The sequence below is a fragment of the Halopseudomonas pachastrellae genome, assembly GCF_900114765.1.
Taxonomy (GTDB): domain Bacteria; phylum Pseudomonadota; class Gammaproteobacteria; order Pseudomonadales; family Pseudomonadaceae; genus Halopseudomonas; species Halopseudomonas pachastrellae.
This window is the reverse complement of the sequence record NZ_FOUD01000009.1, coordinates 63196-82359: the sequence shown is the minus strand read 5'-3', so window position 1 is coordinate 82359 and position 19164 is coordinate 63196. Positions and strand designations below refer to the sequence as shown.

Sequence of the window (19164 nt, the reverse complement as noted above, 5' to 3'; positions counted from 1 at the left end):
GAAGCTGGAAGCTGGAAGCTGGAAGCTGGAAGCCAAGTCAGCGTGGATCTACGCCCAGCACTATCAAGCGCCGGGCAGACCGATAGAAGCAGCCCAATACAACTCGGACTGCTTGAAGCTTCCAGCTTAAGGCTTCCAGCTGGGTTTACTGGCGATAGCTGTCATGACAACTCTTGCAGGACTCCTGCACCGCGCGCAGCTCATCGGCTGCCTGGTCCAGGGATTTGATGCCGATAGAGGTAACGGCATGCAGCTCGGCGACCTTGGTCTTGAAGTCATCGATGGCCAGGGCAAAGCCTTCAGGGTCGGACCACACGGTGTCCTTGGTGCGGTTCGGCTCCGGGTCATCGCCGGGCGTGGGGAAGTGCTGCCAGGGCTGATCGGCGAGTTCGGCCAGGGTATCGGCCTTGCTCATGAATTCGCCCATGCTGGGCGTAACGCGGCCAGTCAGCATGCCGCTCATGGGCTCGGTCTGGCGCAGCATCTGCTTGAACAGCGCCTGACGTTTGCCTTCGTGCGAATTGGGGTCAGGCTCGTTGCTGCAGCCGGCCAAGGCCGCGCCAAGCAACAGGGCGACAACGAGTTTTCGGTGTGGAACAGAGGTCATGTTTCATCCAGACGACATACAGGAGGGGCGACAGTATCGCCTCTGAACCGATTCCGGCCAAGGCGTCTCCCCTGAGGAGAGCACAGGCCGGGTAACTTCAGCCCCGGACGAGGGGCGCTGCAGCAGGGGCTCCAGCCGCTGCCAGGCTCGTCCGCGGCGTGCGACATTTAACCGCGCCCATTCGCAACCACGAATGGAGAAATCAGATGAGTGCCGTGATCAACAACGCCTTCACCGACTACAAGGTCGCTGACATCAGCCTGGCCGACTGGGGCCGCCGCGAAGTCATCATCGCCGAGTCGGAAATGCCCGCACTGATGGGCCTGCGCCGCAAGTACGCCGGCGAGCAACCGCTCAAGGGTGCCAAGATTCTGGGCTGCATCCACATGACCATCCAGACCGCCGTGCTGATCGAAACCCTGACTGCACTGGGCGCCGAAGTACGCTGGTCTTCCTGCAACATCTTCTCTACTCAGGATCAGGCCGCCGCTGCCATCGCCGCTGCCGGCATCCCGGTATTTGCCTGGAAAGGCGAGACCGAAGAAGAGTACGAGTGGTGCATCGAGCAGACCATCCTCAAGGACGGCCAGCCGTGGGACGCCAACATGGTGCTGGATGACGGCGGTGACCTAACCGAAATCCTGCACAAGAAATACCCGGCCATGCTGGACAAGATCCACGGCATCACCGAAGAAACCACCACCGGCGTACACCGCCTGCTGGACATGCTCAAGGCCGGCACCCTGAAAGTCCCGGCGATCAACGTCAACGACTCGGTCACCAAGAGCAAGAACGACAACAAATACGGCTGCCGTCACAGCCTGAACGATGCCATCAAGCGCGGCACCGACCACCTGCTGTCCGGCAAGCAGGCGCTGGTTGTCGGTTACGGCGACGTGGGCAAGGGCTCTGCGCAGTCGCTGCGTCAGGAAGGCATGATCGTCAAGGTCTCCGAGATCGACCCGATCTGCGCCATGCAGGCCTGCATGGACGGCTTTGAGCTGGTTTCCCCGTACCTGAACGGCATCAATGACGGCACCGACGCCTGCATCGACACCGCTCTGCTCGGCAAGATCGACCTGATCGTCACCACCACCGGTAACGCCAACGTCTGTGACGCCGGCATGCTCAAAGCACTGAAAAAGCGCGCCGTGGTCTGCAACATCGGTCACTTCGACAACGAGATCGACACCGCCTTCATGCGCGCCAACTGGGGCTGGGAAGAGGTCAAGCCGCAGGTGCACAAGATTCACCGCACCGGCAAGACCATCGACGCCACCAACGACGACTACCTGATCCTGCTGGCCGAAGGCCGCCTGGTGAACCTGGGTAACGCCACCGGCCACCCCTCACGCATCATGGACGGCTCCTTCGCCAACCAGGTACTGGCGCAAATCCACCTGTTCGAGCGCAAGTTTGCCGATCAGTCTGCCGAGGACAAAGCCGCTGCACTGACCGTTGAAGTGCTGCCGAAGAAGCTGGACGAAGAAGTCGCACTGGAAATGGTCAAAGGCTTCGGTGGCGTTGTCACCCAGCTGACCAAGACCCAGGCCGACTACATAGGCGTCACCGTCGAAGGCCCGTTCAAGCCTGAGAGCTATCGGTACTAATAGCTGGAAGCTGGAAGCTGGAAGCTTAATCAGATTGAGTCAGGAGCAAGCCCCGACAAGCGAGAGCTGCAGCAGAAACAGCTCTCGCCCAGCACCCGGGATTGCTTCAAGCTTTCAGCTTCAGGCTTCCAGCCGCTTTTACAACACGTTTGAGTGACCATCTGCGATGACCAACAGAAACATTCCCATCAACTTCGAGTTCTTCCCGCCGAAGACCGAAGCAGGCCAGGCCAAGCTGGTTGCGGTAGCCAATGTGCTGGCCGATGAGCAGCCCGAGTTCTTCTCCGTCACCTACGGTGCCGGTGGCTCGACCCGTGACGGCACGCGCCGTACCGTGCTGCAGCTGAACAACGAGGTTGGCGTGCCGGCGGCGCCGCACCTGTCCTGCGTGGGTGACTCGCGCGAGGATCTGCGCACCCTGCTGAACGACTACCGCGCCCAAGGCATCCAGCGCATTGTTGCCCTGCGTGGCGACCTGCCCTCCGGTATGGGGCACGCCAGTGGCGAGCTGCGCTACGCCAATGAGCTGGTGGAGTTCATTCGCGCCGAGACCGGCGATCACTTCAAGCTGGAAGTCGCCGCCTACCCGGAATCCCATCCGCAAGCGCCGAACTTTGAGACCGACCTGAAGAACTTCATTCGCAAGGCCCAGGCCGGTGCCGACAGCGCCATCACCCAGTACTTTTTCAACGCCGACTGCTACTTCCACTTTGTCGACCGCGTGCGCCAGGCCGGTGTTGATATCCCGATCATCCCGGGCATCATGCCGATCACCAACTACAGCAAGCTGGCGCGCTTCTCCGACGCCTGCGGCGCCGAGATTCCGCGCTGGATTCGCAAGCAGCTGGAGGCCTACGGTGACGATAGCGACAGCATCAAGGCGTTCGGTACCGAGGTGATCAGCCAGCTGTGCGAGCGCCTGATCGAGGGCGGCGCGCCGGGTCTGCACTTTTACACTCTGAACCAGGCCGAGCCTACCGTCGCGGTGCTGCGCAACCTGCGCGGCTAAGCCTAGGCACGCCAGCCTTGGGTGACGCCGGCACCTGCGGCACTCAAGGCGAGCGGGGCAAAGCGCCTGCTGGCCCGGGCCAAGCGCTTGTGAAGCAACCTGAAGACGCTCTAGACTCGCCGTATGAAGCCGACTGCTCCGCTGCTGCTCGCCCTCGCCCTGGTTACCGGCGGACTGCGGGCAGAGCCTATCACTGTTGTCACCGAACCCTGGCCGCCCTACGTCTTCCTACAGGACGGCCAACTGCGCGGCGCCCACTATGAGGCCAGCCAGCAACTCCTGTCAGGCCTTGGCTACCAGCCCGAGTGGCGCCTGATGCCCTGGAAGCGCGCCCAGCACGACGTGCTTGCCGGCCACGCCGACGCCATCCTCGACATTGGCATCAACCCTGAACGCCAGACCCAGTACCACTACCCTGACGAACCGCTGTCGACCAGCGAATCAGTGCTGTTCTATCGCAGCAGCCAGCCCTTTCCATTTACTAAGCTGGACGACCTGCGCGGACGGCGCATTGGCGTGTCAGCGGGTTACAGTTACGGCAATCAGGCCTTTCTGGAGGCGGACTACCTGAGCCGCGAGCCCTGCCCGTCCATTGAAGCCTGCCTGCTGATGCTAGAGCGGGGCCGCATCGACATGGCGCTGATCAATCGCAGCGTGGGACGCTACACCCTAAAGCTGTTGGGGATTAGCGATATCACCCATCACACCGAGCCTTTGAGCGGCGGACCGGTCTACCTGGCCTTCGCCCGCCGCCCGGAATTGGCCGATCTGGCCGACCGCTTTGCTGACGCCCTGCGCACCTTCAAGCAGACAGCCAACTACCAGCAAATCCTGAGAACCTACGGTGTTTAAGGCGGCCGCCCTGCTTGCAGACTCCCCGTACAGCTCTGTTATACTCCGGGCTCCCGTCAATCCCGCGTTCGGATGCCGTATACCTCTTTCGGCAGGCCTGAACGGAATCGCCCCTAGTCCACAGCGTGGCGATTTGTGCCTGACGATATTCTCTTGATTACATCAACGGGCCTCGGCCCAACAGGATTGCTCATGTCCTTTGCCTCTCTGGGGCTGTCCGACGCGCTGGTACGCGCGGTGGCGGCCACTGGTTACACCACACCCACGCCGGTTCAGCAGCAAGCGGTTCCGGCGGTTCTCGAAGGCCGCGACCTGATGGTTGCCGCCCAGACCGGTACCGGCAAAACCGCCGGCTTTGCCCTGCCGGTAATCGAACGCCTGTTCCCCAACGGCGAGTCCGACGGCCAGCGCGCCAAGCCCAAGCAGGTGCGCGTACTGGTATTGACCCCGACCCGCGAACTGGCCGCCCAGGTGCACGACAGCATCCGCGCCTACGCTACCGAACTGCCGCTGAAATCCGCCTGTATCTTCGGCGGCGTCGGCGCCAACCCGCAGATGAAAGCCATCGCACCCGGCCTGGATATCCTGGTCGCCTGCCCTGGCCGCCTGCTGGATTTGGTCGGCCAAAAGGCCGTCGACCTGTCGCAGGTCGAGATTCTTGTGCTCGACGAAGCCGACCGCATGCTCGACATGGGCTTTGTCCATGACGTCAAAAAGGTCATCGCCAAGCTGCCGGCCAAGCGCCAGAACCTGCTGTTCTCGGCCACCTTCTCCAAGGATATTGTCGATCTGGCGAACAAGCTGCTCGACAACCCGGCCCGCATCGAAGTCACCCCGCCGAACACCACGGTCGAGCGCATCAACCAGAAGGTTTACCGCGTTGCCGCCGGTCACAAACGTGCACTGGTTGCTCACCTGGTCACCCAGGGCGCGTGGGAGCAGGTGCTGATCTTCACCCGCACCAAGCACGGCGCCAACCGCCTGGCCGAGTACCTGGTCAAGAACGGTCTGCCGGCTGCCGCGATTCACGGCAACAAGAGCCAGAGCGCGCGCACCAAGGCCCTGGCCGACTTCAAGGCCAACAGCCTGCGCATTCTGGTCGCTACCGACATCGCCGCCCGCGGCCTGGATATTGACCAACTGCCCCACGTGATCAACTTCGAGCTGCCCAACGTCTCGGAAGACTACGTCCACCGTATCGGCCGTACCGGCCGTGCTGGTCGCAGCGGCGAAGCCGTTTCACTGGTCAGCCCCGACGAAGAGAAGCTGCTGCGCGCCATCGAGCGCATGACCAAGCAGCGTATCGACGAAGGCAGCCTGGACGGCTTTGAACCGCCCGCTCAGGCCGAGTTGAACAACGACCGTCCGGAGCGTCCGCGCGAGCAAAATGGTCGCGGCGGCCAGCAACGCAACAACCGCGGCCAGGGTCAGCAGGGCAAGCGTGCCGGCAACGGCCAATCCGCCCAGAAAAGCGGCAACGGCGGCAATGGCAATGGCAATGGCAATGGCAATGGCAATGGCAATGGCCAGCAGCGTGGCCAGCGCCGTAACGAGCGCCAACGTGGCGAGCAGCGTCCGCACCAGCAGCGCCAACGCGCCGCCGGCCAGCCGCGGGTAATGCCAGGCATCCACGAACCGGAAGATGCCGTTGCTCTCGAACGCCGCCGTCAGGCACTGGGCAATCGCATTGAGGCCCCGGAAGAGCGCAAGCCCGCTGCCCGCAAACAAAACAACGGCAACGGCAACGGCAACGGCAATCGTAAGCCAAACGGTGGCGGTAACCGCAAGCAACGGGAAAAGCCAGCGCTGCTCGGCGCTCGCTAAACCACGCTTGACCAGAAAACGGGGCCTCGGCCCCGTTTTTGTTGCAGCACGAAAGGTGTCTTAATCACGCTTACCTGCGGCGCGCCTCCAGACTCGTCCCGGCATGCAGGCATGCACCCAATTCAGGCGTAGGGAGGCGACATGTCGCGTCCGTACAGGTTGGCAGCTGCAGCCTACCTAACCAGGCTGAGGTGCAGTGACCATTCGGACACAGCATGCTGTGTCCCTACGACTTGCACTGATCGTTAAAACAGCCTCGCCGCACAGCACAACCTTGGCAACAACGCTATAGTCACAGTCCTGCACTCGCTACCAAGGACTGTCGTATGCACCTCTCTCGTCTCGCCCTGTTTTGCTCACTCAGCCTGAGCGCCCTTGCTACCCAGGCTGCCAGCCTGGACACCCAGCCCGAGCCAGGCCTGTGGATCAGCGAAAGCACCACCCTGATCAACGGCATCGACATGCAGGCCCGCATGCGCGAGATGCGTGAGAACATGCTCAAGACGCTGCCACCTGAGCAGCGCGCCCTGGCCGAAGACATGCTCGGCAGTGAGGAGCAGGTCGGCGAGCGCCAATGCATCACCGCCGAAACCGCGCAGACCATGGCCGACCCCGACGCCCTGCTGGCAGACGCGCGTGAGAACATGCCCAACTGCGACCTCAAGGTTGAGCAGTCCGGCGGCGACGCCCTGCAGTTCTCCGGGCACTGCAATGACCCGGACGGCTTCACCGGCGACCTCAGTGGCAGCGTCGAGATTGTATCCAGCCGCGAGATGCGCTCCACCTTCAACGGCAACGGCAGCTACGCCCTGCCGGCCGGGCTGCTGGGCGAGAACGCTGGCGCCAGCGATGGCAAAGTGAAGCTGGAGCATTCGCAGGTCAGCCGCTGGAGCGGCGCCGATTGCGGCAATACCCCGGCGCTCTGAGCAAGGCGTCTGCCGGGTTTGATGCGCATCACAGCGCGCCAGCCTGAGACTCGCCAGCAACGGACTTCCGGCGTAAGCTGACGGGCCGCACTGCCGCCACAGGGACGTCCATGCAGCCAACCGCCGCTTCCTTTGCCAATAGTCTGGCCGGGCGCTTACTCGCCGCCGCACTGGCCTTCGCGCTGTGGGGCGGCTGGGCGCTGCTGGCCAACTGGTCGAGCGACCCGCAGCATGCCCTGATCGCCGGCCTGTTGCAGGGCACCGCCAGCGCCTTGATGACGCTGGTCATGGCCATCGCCGCCAAGGCACTGTTCTATCGGCTCCCCGCAGGTGCCCCGCGCCTGCTGCTGCCAGCCGTACTGATCGTCAGTGCCAGCTTCACCCTGCTGTATCTGGTCCACAGCTGGCACCAGACCCACGCCCTCTGGCAGACCATTGTCCCGCCGACCTCTCTGGCATTCATCTACTGTCTGTTCCTGTGTCTGCGCCTGCAGCGCGAACAGCTCTGTAACGAGGCCCCATGACCGACAACCGCCGTCCCCTGAAGATTCGCGATCAGCGCATCATGACCCGCTTTGCCGCCTGGCTCAGTCAGCGCAGCGTGACACCCAACCAGATTTCCGTACTCAGCGTGCTGTTTGCCCTGGCCGGTGCCGCTGCACTGGTCTGCTCGGGTCAGCAGTTGGGTAGCGAGCGCTCGATCTGGCTGGTTATAGCTGCTCTGTGCATCCAGCTGCGTCTGCTGTGCAATCTGTTTGACGGTATGGTGGCGATGGAGGGCGGTAAACAGACACCGGCCGGCGAGCTGTTCAACGACGTCCCCGACCGCATCGCCGACCCGCTGCTGATCGTTGCCTGCGGCTTTGCCGTACCCGGTTTTGAGTCAGCCCAGTGGCTGGCCTGGCTGGGTGCGCTGCTAGCGGTGATGACCGCCTATGTGCGCGTACTGGGTGTCTCACTTGGCCTGCCAGCAGACTTTCGCGGGCCGCTCGCCAAGCAGCAGCGCATGGCGGTCCTGACCGGTGCCTGCGTGTTCTCGGCATTCGACCCGCTGTGGCACCAGCCGGGCCTGATCCTGTGGATCAGCCTGATCATCATCGCCGCCGGCAGTGGCCTGACGGTTGTGCGCCGCCTGGTAGGCGCCTATCTGCGACTACAACGCCGGGGGATTGAATAATGGATATCGGCCTGCCCTTCATGCTCGATCTGACGCCCAACACCCTGTGCGCGATGCTGGTAGTGGTGGCCATGCTGGTCATCGCCAGCGTGACCCAGCTGCTGCTGCGCTCGCGACTCAGCGCCGATGGCTATCTGGAGCTGAAACAGCGCATCAACTCCTGGTGGGTGATGGTCGGCGTGGTGTTCACCGCGCTGATGATCGGCCCCACCGCATCGCTGATCTTCTTCACCATTCTGAGCTTTATTGCGCTGCGTGAGTTCTTCTCGATCCTGCCGGTGCGCGTTACCGACCGCCGCCTGATTCTCGCCCTGTATCTGGCGGTGCCGCTGCAATACTACTGGGTCGGTATGGGCTGGTATGGCATGTTCATCGTGTTTATTCCGGTCTACCTGTTCCTGCTGATCCCCTTCGGTCTGTTGATGCTGGGCGAGACCAAGGGCTTTATCCGCGCAGTCGGCTCCTACCAGTGGGCCACCATGACCACGGTGTTTGCCATCAGTCACGTTGCCTACCTGCTGATGCTGCCGGCCGAAGAAAACCCGGCCGGCGGCGGGGTTGGCCTGGTGATCTATCTGGTGTTCCTGACCCAGTTCAATGACGTCGCCCAGTACATCTGGGGCAAGAAGTTCGGCAACCGCAAGATTGTCCCGGCCATCAGCCCGAACAAGACCTGGGCGGGCTTTCTCGGCGGCGTGGCCACCACCACCCTGTTCGGCGCGCTGCTTGCGCCCTGGCTGACGCCGCTGCCCTGGTGGCTGGGCCTTGGCGCAGGCCTGTTGATCGGCCTGGCCGGCTTTATTGGCGACCTGACCGTGTCGGCGGTCAAACGCGACCTGCGCATCAAGGACACCAGCCAGCTGATTCCGGGCCACGGCGGCATTCTCGACCGTATCGACAGCCTGATGTACACCGCGCCGCTGTTCTTCCACTTCCTCGTTTACACCACCTACTGAGGTCGCCATGTCCGTGATCAAGCGCCTGCCCAAACAGCTGTTCTTTCTGCTGATCGTCAAGCCGGTGGTGTACCTGCTGCTTGGCCTGAACATCTACAACAAGCAACGCCTGCCCAGCCACGGCCCGGCAATTCTGGCGGCCAACCACAACAGCCACCTGGATACACTGGTGCTGATGGCCCTCTACCCGCTGGGCGAGCTGCACCGGGTACGCCCGGTGGCGGCGGCAGACTACTTCCTGCGTAACCGCTTCACCACCTGGCTGTCACTCAACCTGATCGGCATTATCCCGCTGGATCGGCAGGGCCAGGTAGACAAGGAGCAAGTGTTTGAACAGTGCCAGCAGGCCCTGGCCGACGGCCAGATTCTGCTGCTGTTTCCGGAAGGCAGCCGCGGCGAAGCAGAAGAACTGCAGCCGCTGCGCAAGGGCATCTATCATCTGGCCCGCAGCCACGCAGGCACCCAGGTGGTGCCGATTGCCATGCACGGGCTTGGCCGCGCTCTGCCCAAGGGCGGCTCGATGATTGTGCCGTTCAATGCCGACGTAGCCATCGGCGAGGCGCTGAGCGCCGAGCAGGAATGCGCGCCCTTTATGGAGCAGCTGCAGGCCTCACTGGAAAGCCTGTTGGCAGCCTGCATCACCCGCCGCGACGCGCGCTGGGAGGATTAAGGGTTCGACGCCTGTATGGGCTCAGTGCCCATGCGATTCCTCATGCCCACCACAACACTCACCCCAGCCACGCTGACGTGAGGTATGGCCGATGCCGGGGTTGAAGCTGTTGGTCGGGTCCAGCTCCTTATAGAAGCCGGCCAGCGCCGGCTTGGCCACATACAGATGGCCAACGTTATGCTCGGCCGGGTATTCGGCGCGGCGCTCATCCAGCAGCGCCCACATGCGGTGCTCCATCGCCAGCGGATCAACGCCCTTGCGCACGATGTAATCCTGGTGGAAAACGTGGCAGAAGAAGTGCCCGTAATACAGCTTGTGCACCATGTCCTTTTCCAGCTCGGCCGGTAGCGTCTCTACCCAGTCCCGATCATTACGGCGCAGGGCAATATCCAGCGCCACAATGTCTTCCACCTCGCGGCGGTGCACCTCACGGTAGCGAATCGCTGCACCGGCTACGGCAAAGCGGTGCAGAAAGGCCCGCCGGCCCTCGTCTTCGTCACACTCGAAATAGTCACCGGTATCGCGTCCGGCAAAGAAGCTGCTCAGGTGCTCACGGGTCTGCGCAGCGGTATCGTTGGACACGCGCAGCAGCAGGTGATGCTCAAAGCGATTACGGTACTCGCGCATGCGCTCCGGCAGGTGACTGGGCAGCAGGTTCATCACCGTCTGAATCACGCGATCGCTGACGCCGCGTAGGCCCAGCCGCTCGAAGAAGCCGTCAACGCGGCTCTTGATGGCAAAGGCTGCCGGCACCCGGGCGGTGCCAAAACGGTCGATGATCAGGTAGGTGTCCTTACCGTAGCGCTCTCCGATATCAAAGGCGGTACGGTGAATGTACTCACCGGCAATAGGCAAGCTCGGCAGATTGGTCAGCAGGTGGCGACGCAGGTCGGTCAGATCCTGCGGGTCGTTGCTGCCGATGTAGAAAACGGTGCTGGCTTCCTTCACAAAGGTATCCAGTCGCACGGCAAACAGACACAGTTTGCCAGCCGACCCGGAGGCCTCGAACAGACGCGAGGGGTCGGCATTAAAGCGCGCCGGGGTATCGGCATCGACATCGCGTACGTGCTCGGCGTAGCCGGCATCCGAAGCCCTGGCGGCCTCGTTGAGCACGGCATCAGGCTGATAGTCGCCACGCTGCAAACGCGTCAGGATCTCTTCCGGGCTGTCGCCCAGCTCGATACCCAGGTGGTTGACCAGCGTGAGCGTGCCGTCGGCCTGCACCTGCGCGTAGAGCGCCAGCTCGGTATAGGCAGGGCCGCGCCGCACCAGAGCGCCGCCGGAGTTGTTACATACACCGCCCAGCACCGAAGCACCGATGCAGGAGGAGCCAATCACCGAGTGCGGCTCACGGCCCAGCGGCGCCAGTTCGCGCTCCAGCCGGTCCAGCGTGGCACCCGGCAGACACACCACCTGCTCGCCCTGATTGATCAGTTGCACACCATCCAGACGACGGGTGCTGATCAGTACGATATCGCGGTCGTAGTTGTCGCCATCCGGGGTGGAGCCACCGGTCAGGCCGGTGTTGGCGGCCTGCATGATCACGATGCAATCGGCGGCAACGGCGGCGCGCAGCACCTGCCACTGCTCCAGCAGGGTGCCCGGCTGAATCACTGCCAGCACCTGACCCTCACCGGTACGGTGGCCCTTGCGAAAACGTCGGGTCTGCTGCTCACCGGTCAGCACATAACGGCGGCCAACCAGGCTACGCAGCTGCTCCAGCAAGGCGTCACGCTGGTGGGGTTGGGTTTGCGCAACACTCACGACGCGCCTACCAGCAGATCGGCATTGATCTCACTGATCGACTTGGCGCCGGTCAGCACCATGGCGACGCGCATTTCCTTCTCGATCAGTTCCAGCAGATTGGTTACACCGGCCTGCCCATCGGCAGCCAGCGCGTAGATGAAGGCACGGCCAAGCATGGTGCAGTCAGCGCCCAGCGCCAGCATGCGCACCACATCCAGACCGGTACGAATACCCGAGTCGACCAGAATCTTCAGCTCGCCCTTTACAGCATCGGCAATCGGCGGCAGCGCGCGTGCACTGGACAGAACGCCGTCCAACTGGCGGCCACCGTGATTGGAGACGATGATGCCGTCGGCGCCAAAGCGCACCGCGTCGCGGGCGTCCTCGGGGTCGAGAATGCCTTTGATCACCATGGGGCCGTCCCAGAACTCGCGAATCCACTCCAGATCCTTCCAGGAGATGGACGCATCAAAGTTGGCGCCCAGCCAGCCCATGTAGTCTTCCAGGCCGGTCGGGTTGCCGCGGTAGGCGGAGATATTGCCCAGATCGTGCGGCTTGCCCAGCAGGCCCACGTCGAAGGCCCAGCGCGGATGCATGACCGCCTGCAGATAGCGTCGCATGGCGGCATTCGGGCCACTCATACCGGAGTGCGCATCGCGATAACGCGCGCCCGGCACCGGCATGTCAACGGTGAACACCAAGGTGGTCACACCGGCGGCCTTGGCGCGTTCCAGTGCGTTCTTCATAAAGCCGCGATCTTTCAGCACGTACAGCTGAAACCACATCGGGCGGCTGATGGCCGGGGCGACCTCTTCAATCGGGCACACGGACACGGTCGACAGGGTAAAGGGAATGCCCTTGTCGGCAGCAGCGCGCGCCGCCTGCACTTCACCACGACGGGCGTACATGCCGGTCAGACCGACTGGCGACAGCGCCACCGGCATGCTCAGGGTTTCGTCGAACAGGCGGGTTTCCAGGCTCAGCTCCGCCATGTCTTTCAGCACCCGCTGACGCAGGGCGATATCAGCCAGATCCGCGACATTGCGCTTGAGCGTGTGCTCGGCGTAGGCGCCACCATCAATGTAGTGGAACAGAAAGGGCGGCAAGCGGCGCTGAGCGGCGGCACGGTAATCGGTCGAGGCAGAAATGATCATCACGGAGTTCCCATCGAATCTTCAACGGACGACGCCCCGGCACCAGGCCGGGGCGACAGCAGTAGGGTATCAGCCCGCCATCAGCGGGTCGCGGACACCCATAACATAGGCAGCAAAGAGCGCAATCAAACCTGTCATCAGCACGTAGTAGAGGGTCGGCCAGATGGTACGGCGCAGAGTCGTACCCTCGCGGCCAAGCAGGCCAACGGTAGCCGAGGCCGCCACCACGTTGTGAATGGCAATCATGTTACCGGCCGCGGCACCAATCGCCTGCGCCGCCACGATCAGCGCCGTGGACAGGCCGAGGTTGCTCGCTACGCCAAACTGGAACTGGCTGAACATCATGTTGGACACGGTGTTGGAGCCGGCCAGGAAAGCACCCAGCGCACCGATGCTCGGCGCCAGCAGCGGATAGATACCGCCCACGCTGTCAGCGACATAACGGGCCATGACAATCGGCATGCTCGGCAGGTCGGCGGCGTTGACGCCGGAGTTGATCAGGATACGCACCATCGGCACAGTGAACAGCAGCACAAAGCCGGCGCTGAGCAGCACGCCAAAGGACTCGCCCGCCGCCTTGCCCAGCTCGCTGGCTTTCATGCGATGCAGGAAGAAGGTCGCAATCACCACCATGACCAGAATACCGCCCGGCAGGTACAGCGGCTGTACGCCAGCGCTGACGCCAGCTTCACCCAGGATATCGGTAAAGTTGACGGCAACCGCCTTGAACGCGGCAGTGACCTCGGGGAAGACACGGCTGATTACCAGCAGCACACCAACCAGCAGGTACGGCAGCCAGGCGCGGAAGCTGCTCATGGGGCGTGCGGTCAGCTCTTCCAGCCTCATCTCGACGGTACCCATCCAGGCCGCCGGCCAACTGTCACGCGGTGCAAAGTCCCACTGACGCTTGGGCACCAGAAAACCTGCGCGAGCGGCGGTGGTGACGATCGCCAGACCGACCAGACCACCAATCAGCGACGGGAATTCCGGCCCCAGAAAGACACCGCCCAGCACATAGGGGATGGTCATGGAGACACCGGCAAACAGGGCGAACGGCAGCACTTCAAACACCGCGCGCCAGCTCTTGTCCTGACCAAAGAAGCGCACCAGCATGATGACCATCACCAGGGGCATGACGGTACCCACCAGCGCGTGAACAATCGCCACCTGGCTGGTGATCAACTGCAGATAGGCCTCCCAACTGGAGCCCGCGGCCGCCAACTGCTCACCGATTGCAGCGTGATCAAGGCCGGTGTTCACACCCACGATGATCGGCGTACCTACCGCACCAAAGGAGACCGGTGTGCTCTGCACCAGCATGCCCATCAGCACCGCAGCCATGGCCGGAAAGCCGATGGCTACCAGCAACGGCGCAGCGATGGCAGCCGGTGTGCCGAAGCCGGAGGCGCCTTCGATAAAGCAGCCAAACAGCCAGGCAATGATGATCGCCTGAATACGGCGGTCCGGGCTGATGGTGGTAAAGCCGGCGCGAATGGCAGTGATGCCGCCGGAGTGCTTGAGGGTGTTGAGCAGCAAAATGGCGCCGAAAATGATCCACAGCACACCCACGGTAACGACCAACCCTTGCAGGGTCGATGCCAGTACCCGGTTGAAGCTCATATCCCAGACAAACAGCGCAATACCGGCGCTGAGCAGATAGACCAGCGGCATGGCGCGCCGGGCAGGCCAGCGCAGGCCAATCAGCAACACACCTGCAAGCAGGATCGGGGCAAAGGCCATGAAGGCGAGAAAACCGGAAGACATGAAGCGCTCCTGTAATTGTTATTGGCGTTCGAGCACCAATCGGTAATACCAATTTACAAAACTGGATGAACAGATTAAAAAAGCACCAGAAGCATGTCAAACCCCTAACGGTAGACTTTGGTATAGATAGGTATCTTCGGGTTGCCTGAGCACAACAGGCCCGCTACCCTTTCCTCGCGATTGGTAAGACCAAAGGAACAGCAATGGAAGTAGGTCAGATTCGGCAGCGCAGACTGTCCGACAACATCGTTGAGCAGCTGGAAACCATGATTCTTGAGGGCACGCTGCAACCGGGCCAACGTCTGCCCGCCGAGCGCGCACTGGCTGAACAGTTCGGTGTGTCCCGCCCGTCGCTGCGCGAGGCGGTACAAAAGCTGGTCGCCAAGGGCCTGTTGATCAGCCGCCAGGGCGGCGGAAATTATGTCAGCGATTCGCTCGGCTCCAGCTTCAGCGATCCGTTGCTGGCCCTGCTGGAAGGTCGCCCCGAGGCACAGCGCGATCTGCTGGAGTTTCGCCACACGCTGGAAGCCGACTGCGCCTACTACGCCGCCCAACGCGCGACCGATCTGGACCGTGAACACCTGCTGGCCGCCTTTGATGCCCTGCAGGCGTGCTACGCCCGCGAAGGCAAAGCCTCACGCGCCGAGGAAGGCGCAGCTGACGCGCGCTTTCATCTGGCCATTGCCGAGGCCAGCCACAACCTGGTGCTGCTGCACACCATTCGCGGGCTGTTCGATTTGCTCAAACGCAACGTGGTGACCAACATCGGCGGCATGTACGCGCTGCGCAGCGAGACCCGACGCATGCTGGTCGAACAGCATCAGGCGCTGTTCGACGCCATCATGCAGGGCCGTGCCGACGACGCGCGGCGCATAGCCAGCGAGCACATCAGTTATGTGCAGGACGTGCTGGAAGAGCGGGAAGAGGAAAGCCGCCGACTGGCCCGCGCCCAGCGGCGCGAGCGGCCGGTCAGTCGCTGAGCCAGTCGGCCAGCACCTCGGTGTTGTGCTCACCCAGCAGCGGTGGCGGACGGCGGTAGTCGACCGGCGTACGTGACAGCCGGATCGGGTTGGCGACCAGATCGACCTCGCCAGCCAGCGGATGCGCCATGCGAATACGGGTGCCACGCGCCTGCACCTGCGGATCGGTGAACACCTGCGCCAGATCGTTGATCGGCCCGCAGGGCACGCCGGCCCGCTCCAGCGCGGCAATCCACTCGGCAGTGGTGCGAAACACCGTGACCTGACGGATCAGGGGAATCAGCTCGTCGCGATTAGCCACGCGGGCTGAGTTAGTCGCAAAGCGCGCGTCCGTCGCCCACTCGGGGCGGCCGGCCACCTCACAGAACTTGCGAAACTGACCGTCGTTACCGACCGTCAGAATGAAGTCACCATCGGCAGTTGGAAAGTCCTGATAGGGCACGATGTTCGGGTGCGCGTTACCCAAACGCTTGGGTGGCACACCGGTGGTGAGGTAGTTCAGCGCCTGATTGCCAAGACAGGCGATCTGCACATCCAGCAGCGCCAGGTCGATGTACTGGCCCAGACCGCTGCGCTCACGCTCGGCCAGCGCGGCAAGAATGGCATTACTGGCGTAGAGCCCGGTCAGAATATCGGTCAGCGCCACGCCCACCTTGACCGGCCCTGCACCCTCTTCGCCGTCCGCCTTTCCGGTGATGCTCATCAGGCCGCCCATCGCCTGAATCATGAAGTCATAACCCGCTCGCTTGGCATAGGGCCCCTGCTGACCAAAGCCGGTCACCGAGCAGTAGATCAAGCGAGGATTAAGCGCCTGCAGGCTGGCGTAGTCCAACCCATAGGCCGCCAGCCCGCCAACCTTGAAGTTCTCGATCAGCACATCAGCGCGCTGCACCAGCTCTCGCACCTGCTGTTGCCCTGCGGGCTGAGTAAAGTCGATGGTGATCGAGCGCTTGTTGCGGTTGGCCGACAGAAAATACGCCGCCTCGGAGGTGTCGCGACCATCGGCGTCACGCAGGTACGGCGGCCCCCAGGCACGGGTGTCATCACCCGCCCCCGGACGTTCAACCTTGACCACATCCGCGCCCAGATCCGCCAGCATCTGCCCGGCCCAGGGGCCAGCCAGTACGCGGGAGAGATCGAGGACGCGTAAACCGGATAATGCACTCATGCCTTTAGCTCCAAGCGGCAAGCTTCAAGCCACAAGCTGGCCGTGCAAGATAGGGGGAGGAGAAGGTAGCGACATGCTGCGCGAGAAAAACAGGACAAGCCGACCCAACGCGGGCGGCTTGTCGCTTGCAGCTTATGGCTTGCCGCTGCCTTCAGGCGTTAGAAAAACGCCTGAAGGCCAGTCTGCGCGCGACCGAGGATCAGCGCGTGCACGTCGTGGGTACCTTCGTAAGTGTTAACCACTTCCAGGTTGACCACGTGGCGGATAACGCCGTACTCGTCGGAGATACCGTTTCCACCCAGCATGTCGCGAGCAACGCGGGCGATGTCCAGCGACTTGCCGCAGGAGTTGCGCTTCATGATGGAGGTGATTTCAACGGCAGCGGTGCCTTCGTCCTTCATGCGACCCAGACGCAGGCAGCCTTGCAGAGCCAGAGTGATTTCAGTCTGCATGTCAGCCAGTTTCTTCTGCACCAGCTGAGTCTGCGCCAGCGGGCGGCCGAACTGCAGACGATCCAGGGTGTACTGACGGGCGGTGTGCCAGCAGAACTCGGCAGCGCCCAGCGCGCCCCAGGAGATACCGTAACGGGCAGAGTTCAGGCAGGTGAACGGGCCTTTCAGACCGGTCACGTGCGGCAGCATGTTCTCTTCCGGTACGAACACGTCGTCCATCACGATCTCGCCGGTGATGGAGGTACGCAGACCAACCTTACCCTTGATGGCAGGCGCGCTCAGACCTTTCCAGCCTTTTTCCAGAATGAAGCCGCGAATCACGTCATCATCGGTCTTTGCCCAGACCACGAAGACGTCCGCAATGGGGCTGTTGGTGATCCACATCTTGGCACCCTTGAGCAGGTAGCCGCCTTCGGTGCTACGCGCACGAGTAACCATGGAGCCCGGATCGGAGCCGTGGTTCGGCTCGGTCAGGCCGAAGCAGCCGATAAACTCGCCGCTGGCCAGCTTGGGCAGGTACTTCTGCTTCTGCTCCTCAGAACCAAACTCGTTGATCGGCACCATCACCAACGAAGACTGCACGCTCATCATCGAACGGTAACCGGAGTCGACGCGCTCAACTTCACGGGCGATCAGGCCGTAGCAGACATAGTTCAGGCCGCTTCCACCGTACTCGGTAGGAATGGTCGCGCCCAGCAGGCCCAGCTCACCCATTTCGCGGAAGATTTCCGCATCGGTCTGCTCGTTGCGGAACGAGTTCAGCACCCGCGGCATGAGTTTGTCCTGGCAGTACTGGCGCGCGCTGTCACGCACCATGCGCTCTTCTTCAGTCAGTTGCTGGTCCAGCAGCAGCGGATCTTCCCAGTTGAAACTTGCCTTGGATGCGGCCATGAGCTCTCCGATATTCGATTTGTTAGGGGTCTGGTTCCAATAAGAAACCACAAGGTGACAGCGACTCTACGCACAGAGAAAACCACAAACAAGCGTCTTTTATGCAGACACCTGTGCTAAATTGGAACTCCGACCAAGCCGCAGGCTTGGTCGGAGGCTATAAGCCTTAAGCTGGAAGCTGGAAGCCAAAGCCCGGCGTGAGTGGCTGACTTTCCGAGCATAGCCCACGCACAGCAATGACGACCGCTGAGAGACTGGACTTCCAGCCTACAGCCTTCCGCCTCAAGCCATCCAAAGGATGCCCCTCCATGCGCCGCAAGATTCCCCCTACCCAAGCCCTGGTCTGCTTCGAGTCGTCTGCTCGCCACGAAAGCTTCACCAAGGCGGCAGAAGAGTTGTCGCTGACCCAAAGTGCAGTCTGCCGGCAGATCGCGAACCTGGAGGCCTTTCTTGATATCCAGTTATTCCGCCGTACCCGCCGCGGCGTGAAGCTGACCGACGCTGGGCATATCTACAGCCGGCGCATTGCCAGCCGACTGGACGCCGTGGAGCGCGACACTCTCTCGGTCATGGGCAACCAGGGCACGGCGACGCTGGAAGTGGCGCTGGTGCCGACCTTCGGCACTCAATGGCTACTGCCACGGCTCGGTCACTTTCTCAGCCAGCATCCGCAAATCACGGTCAACCTGACCAACCGCACGCGGCCGTTCCTGTTTGCTGATACGGAGTTTGATGCGGCCATTTACTTCGGCGATGGCGACTGGTCCGGTACCCAGACCCACTACCTTATGCCCGAGGCGCCGATTCCGGTCTGCAGCCCGGCGCTGATTGCACCAGCCAGCGAACTGTCTCCAGACGACATCGCTCGCCTGCCGCTGTTGCAGCAGACCACCCGCCCCTATGCCTGGCGCCAGTGGTTTGCGGCCGCCGATATGCGTGTTGAGCACGACCTCAACGGCACCCGACTGGAACTGTTCTCGATGCTCGCACAGGCGGCGATGCACGGCATGGGCGTTGCGCTGATTCCGCCGTTTCTGATTCGCCAGGAGCTGGCCGATGGCCGACTCATCAGCCCCTGCCCGCGCAGCTTTGAAACCGATAACGGTTACTACCTGGTAATCCCCGAGCGCAAGGCGGAGTCAGCTGCACTCCTGGCGTTCCGCGACTGGATTTTGCAGCAGGCACACGCCTGGGTTAAAGAAGCCGCAAACCTCAAGCTCTGAGCTTCAAGCTTCAAGCTTCAAGCTTCAAGCAGGATGGCATTGACGGCAGCTTTCTGGGATTTTCCGCAGCATCGAGCAGCTATCTCAGCCCAAAGAGAACCCGCACGACTCGCCAACACGCGGGTTTTGCTTGCAGCTTGAAGCTTGCCGCTTGC

The 19164-nt window shown here is 62.4% G+C and carries 17 protein-coding genes and 1 riboswitch; of the genes, 11 read left to right on the top strand and 6 right to left on the bottom strand.

Features of this window, described 5'->3' with window-relative positions:
• Positions 1 to 145: 145 nt before the first annotated feature.
• Positions 146 to 607, bottom strand: a complete 462-nt coding sequence (locus tag BM116_RS08730) for a c-type cytochrome (RefSeq protein WP_083725736.1) — start codon at positions 605 to 607, stop codon at positions 146 to 148.
• 103 nt (positions 608 to 710) lie between these two features.
• Positions 711 to 793: riboswitch (S-adenosyl-L-homocysteine riboswitch) on the top strand.
• Between the two features lie 20 nt (positions 794 to 813).
• Here BM116_RS08730 and ahcY point away from each other — a divergent pair.
• The 9 genes from ahcY (at position 814) to BM116_RS08685 (ending at position 9631) form a co-directional block, all read left to right on the top strand.
• The gene (gene ahcY / locus BM116_RS08725) at positions 814 to 2217 is read left to right on the top strand and encodes an adenosylhomocysteinase (protein ID WP_083725738.1); all 1404 of its coding nucleotides are present in this window, start codon (positions 814 to 816) and stop codon (positions 2215 to 2217) included.
• Between the two features lie 166 nt (positions 2218 to 2383).
• The gene (metF, locus tag BM116_RS08720) at positions 2384 to 3226 is read left to right on the top strand and encodes a methylenetetrahydrofolate reductase [NAD(P)H] (RefSeq protein ID WP_083725740.1); all 843 of its coding nucleotides are present in this window, start codon (positions 2384 to 2386) and stop codon (positions 3224 to 3226) included.
• Positions 3227 to 3349: 123 nt separating this feature from the next.
• The gene (locus BM116_RS08715) at positions 3350 to 4078 is read left to right on the top strand and encodes a substrate-binding periplasmic protein (RefSeq protein ID WP_083725742.1); all 729 of its coding nucleotides are present in this window, start codon (positions 3350 to 3352) and stop codon (positions 4076 to 4078) included.
• Positions 4079 to 4270: 192 nt separating this feature from the next.
• Entirely contained in the window at positions 4271 to 5902 is a 1632-nt protein-coding gene (locus BM116_RS08710) for a DEAD/DEAH box helicase (protein WP_083725744.1), read from the top strand.
• Positions 5903 to 6228: 326 nt separating this feature from the next.
• Positions 6229 to 6828 carry a DUF3617 domain-containing protein gene (locus tag BM116_RS08705; RefSeq protein ID WP_083725746.1) on the top strand — a complete coding sequence of 200 codons (600 nt, stop codon included), beginning with the start codon at positions 6229 to 6231 and terminating at the stop codon, positions 6826 to 6828.
• Between the two features lie 110 nt (positions 6829 to 6938).
• Positions 6939 to 7352 carry a hypothetical protein gene (locus tag BM116_RS08700; RefSeq protein WP_083725747.1) on the top strand — a complete coding sequence of 138 codons (414 nt, stop codon included), beginning with the start codon at positions 6939 to 6941 and terminating at the stop codon, positions 7350 to 7352.
• Entirely contained in the window at positions 7349 to 8005 is a 657-nt protein-coding gene (locus tag BM116_RS08695) for a CDP-alcohol phosphatidyltransferase family protein (RefSeq protein ID WP_083725748.1), read from the top strand. Before BM116_RS08700 ends, BM116_RS08695 begins: the two co-directional genes overlap by 4 nt.
• Positions 8005 to 8961: a phosphatidate cytidylyltransferase gene (locus BM116_RS08690; RefSeq protein WP_211276257.1), complete on the top strand. Its 957-nt coding sequence runs from the start codon at positions 8005 to 8007 to the stop codon at positions 8959 to 8961. Before BM116_RS08695 ends, BM116_RS08690 begins: the two co-directional genes overlap by 1 nt.
• A 7-nt stretch (positions 8962 to 8968) precedes the next feature.
• Positions 8969 to 9631 (top strand): lysophospholipid acyltransferase family protein, encoded by a 663-nt coding sequence (locus BM116_RS08685; protein ID WP_083725749.1) that lies wholly within the window; start codon positions 8969 to 8971, stop codon positions 9629 to 9631.
• A 21-nt stretch (positions 9632 to 9652) separates the two neighbouring features.
• Here the strand turns inward: BM116_RS08685 and dld are convergent, their stop codons facing one another.
• The 3 genes from dld to BM116_RS08670 all read right to left on the bottom strand — a co-directional run bounded on the left by dld (position 9653) and on the right by BM116_RS08670 (position 14295).
• A complete protein-coding gene (dld, locus tag BM116_RS08680) occupies positions 9653 to 11395 on the bottom strand; it encodes a D-lactate dehydrogenase (protein WP_083725750.1) in 1743 nt (580 codons plus the stop codon).
• Entirely contained in the window at positions 11392 to 12531 is a 1140-nt protein-coding gene (gene lldD, locus BM116_RS08675; protein WP_083725751.1) for an FMN-dependent L-lactate dehydrogenase LldD, read from the bottom strand. Before lldD ends, dld begins: the two co-directional genes overlap by 4 nt.
• A 69-nt stretch (positions 12532 to 12600) precedes the next feature.
• Complete coding sequence (locus BM116_RS08670; protein ID WP_083725752.1) at positions 12601 to 14295, bottom strand: L-lactate permease; 1695 nt, start codon at positions 14293 to 14295, stop codon at positions 12601 to 12603.
• 203 nt (positions 14296 to 14498) lie between these two features.
• On the opposite strand from BM116_RS08670, the gene BM116_RS08665 reads away from it, so the two are divergent.
• Positions 14499 to 15275, top strand: a complete 777-nt coding sequence (locus BM116_RS08665) for a GntR family transcriptional regulator (protein ID WP_083725753.1) — start codon at positions 14499 to 14501, stop codon at positions 15273 to 15275.
• On the opposite strand, the gene BM116_RS08660 is transcribed toward BM116_RS08665, so the two are convergent.
• On the bottom strand, positions 15265 to 16443 hold the full coding sequence (locus BM116_RS08660; RefSeq protein ID WP_083725754.1) for a CaiB/BaiF CoA transferase family protein: 1179 nt from the start codon (positions 16441 to 16443) through the stop codon (positions 15265 to 15267). The genes BM116_RS08665 and BM116_RS08660 overlap by 11 nt on opposite strands.
• A 158-nt stretch (positions 16444 to 16601) precedes the next feature.
• Positions 16602 to 17786 (bottom strand): acyl-CoA dehydrogenase, encoded by a 1185-nt coding sequence (locus tag BM116_RS08655; protein ID WP_083725755.1) that lies wholly within the window; start codon positions 17784 to 17786, stop codon positions 16602 to 16604.
• Positions 17787 to 18094: 308 nt separating this feature from the next.
• Here BM116_RS08655 and BM116_RS08650 point away from each other — a divergent pair, with 308 nt between their 5' ends.
• A complete protein-coding gene (locus tag BM116_RS08650) occupies positions 18095 to 19009 on the top strand; it encodes a LysR family transcriptional regulator (protein WP_083725756.1) in 915 nt (304 codons plus the stop codon).
• Positions 19010 to 19164: the final 155 nt, after the last annotated feature.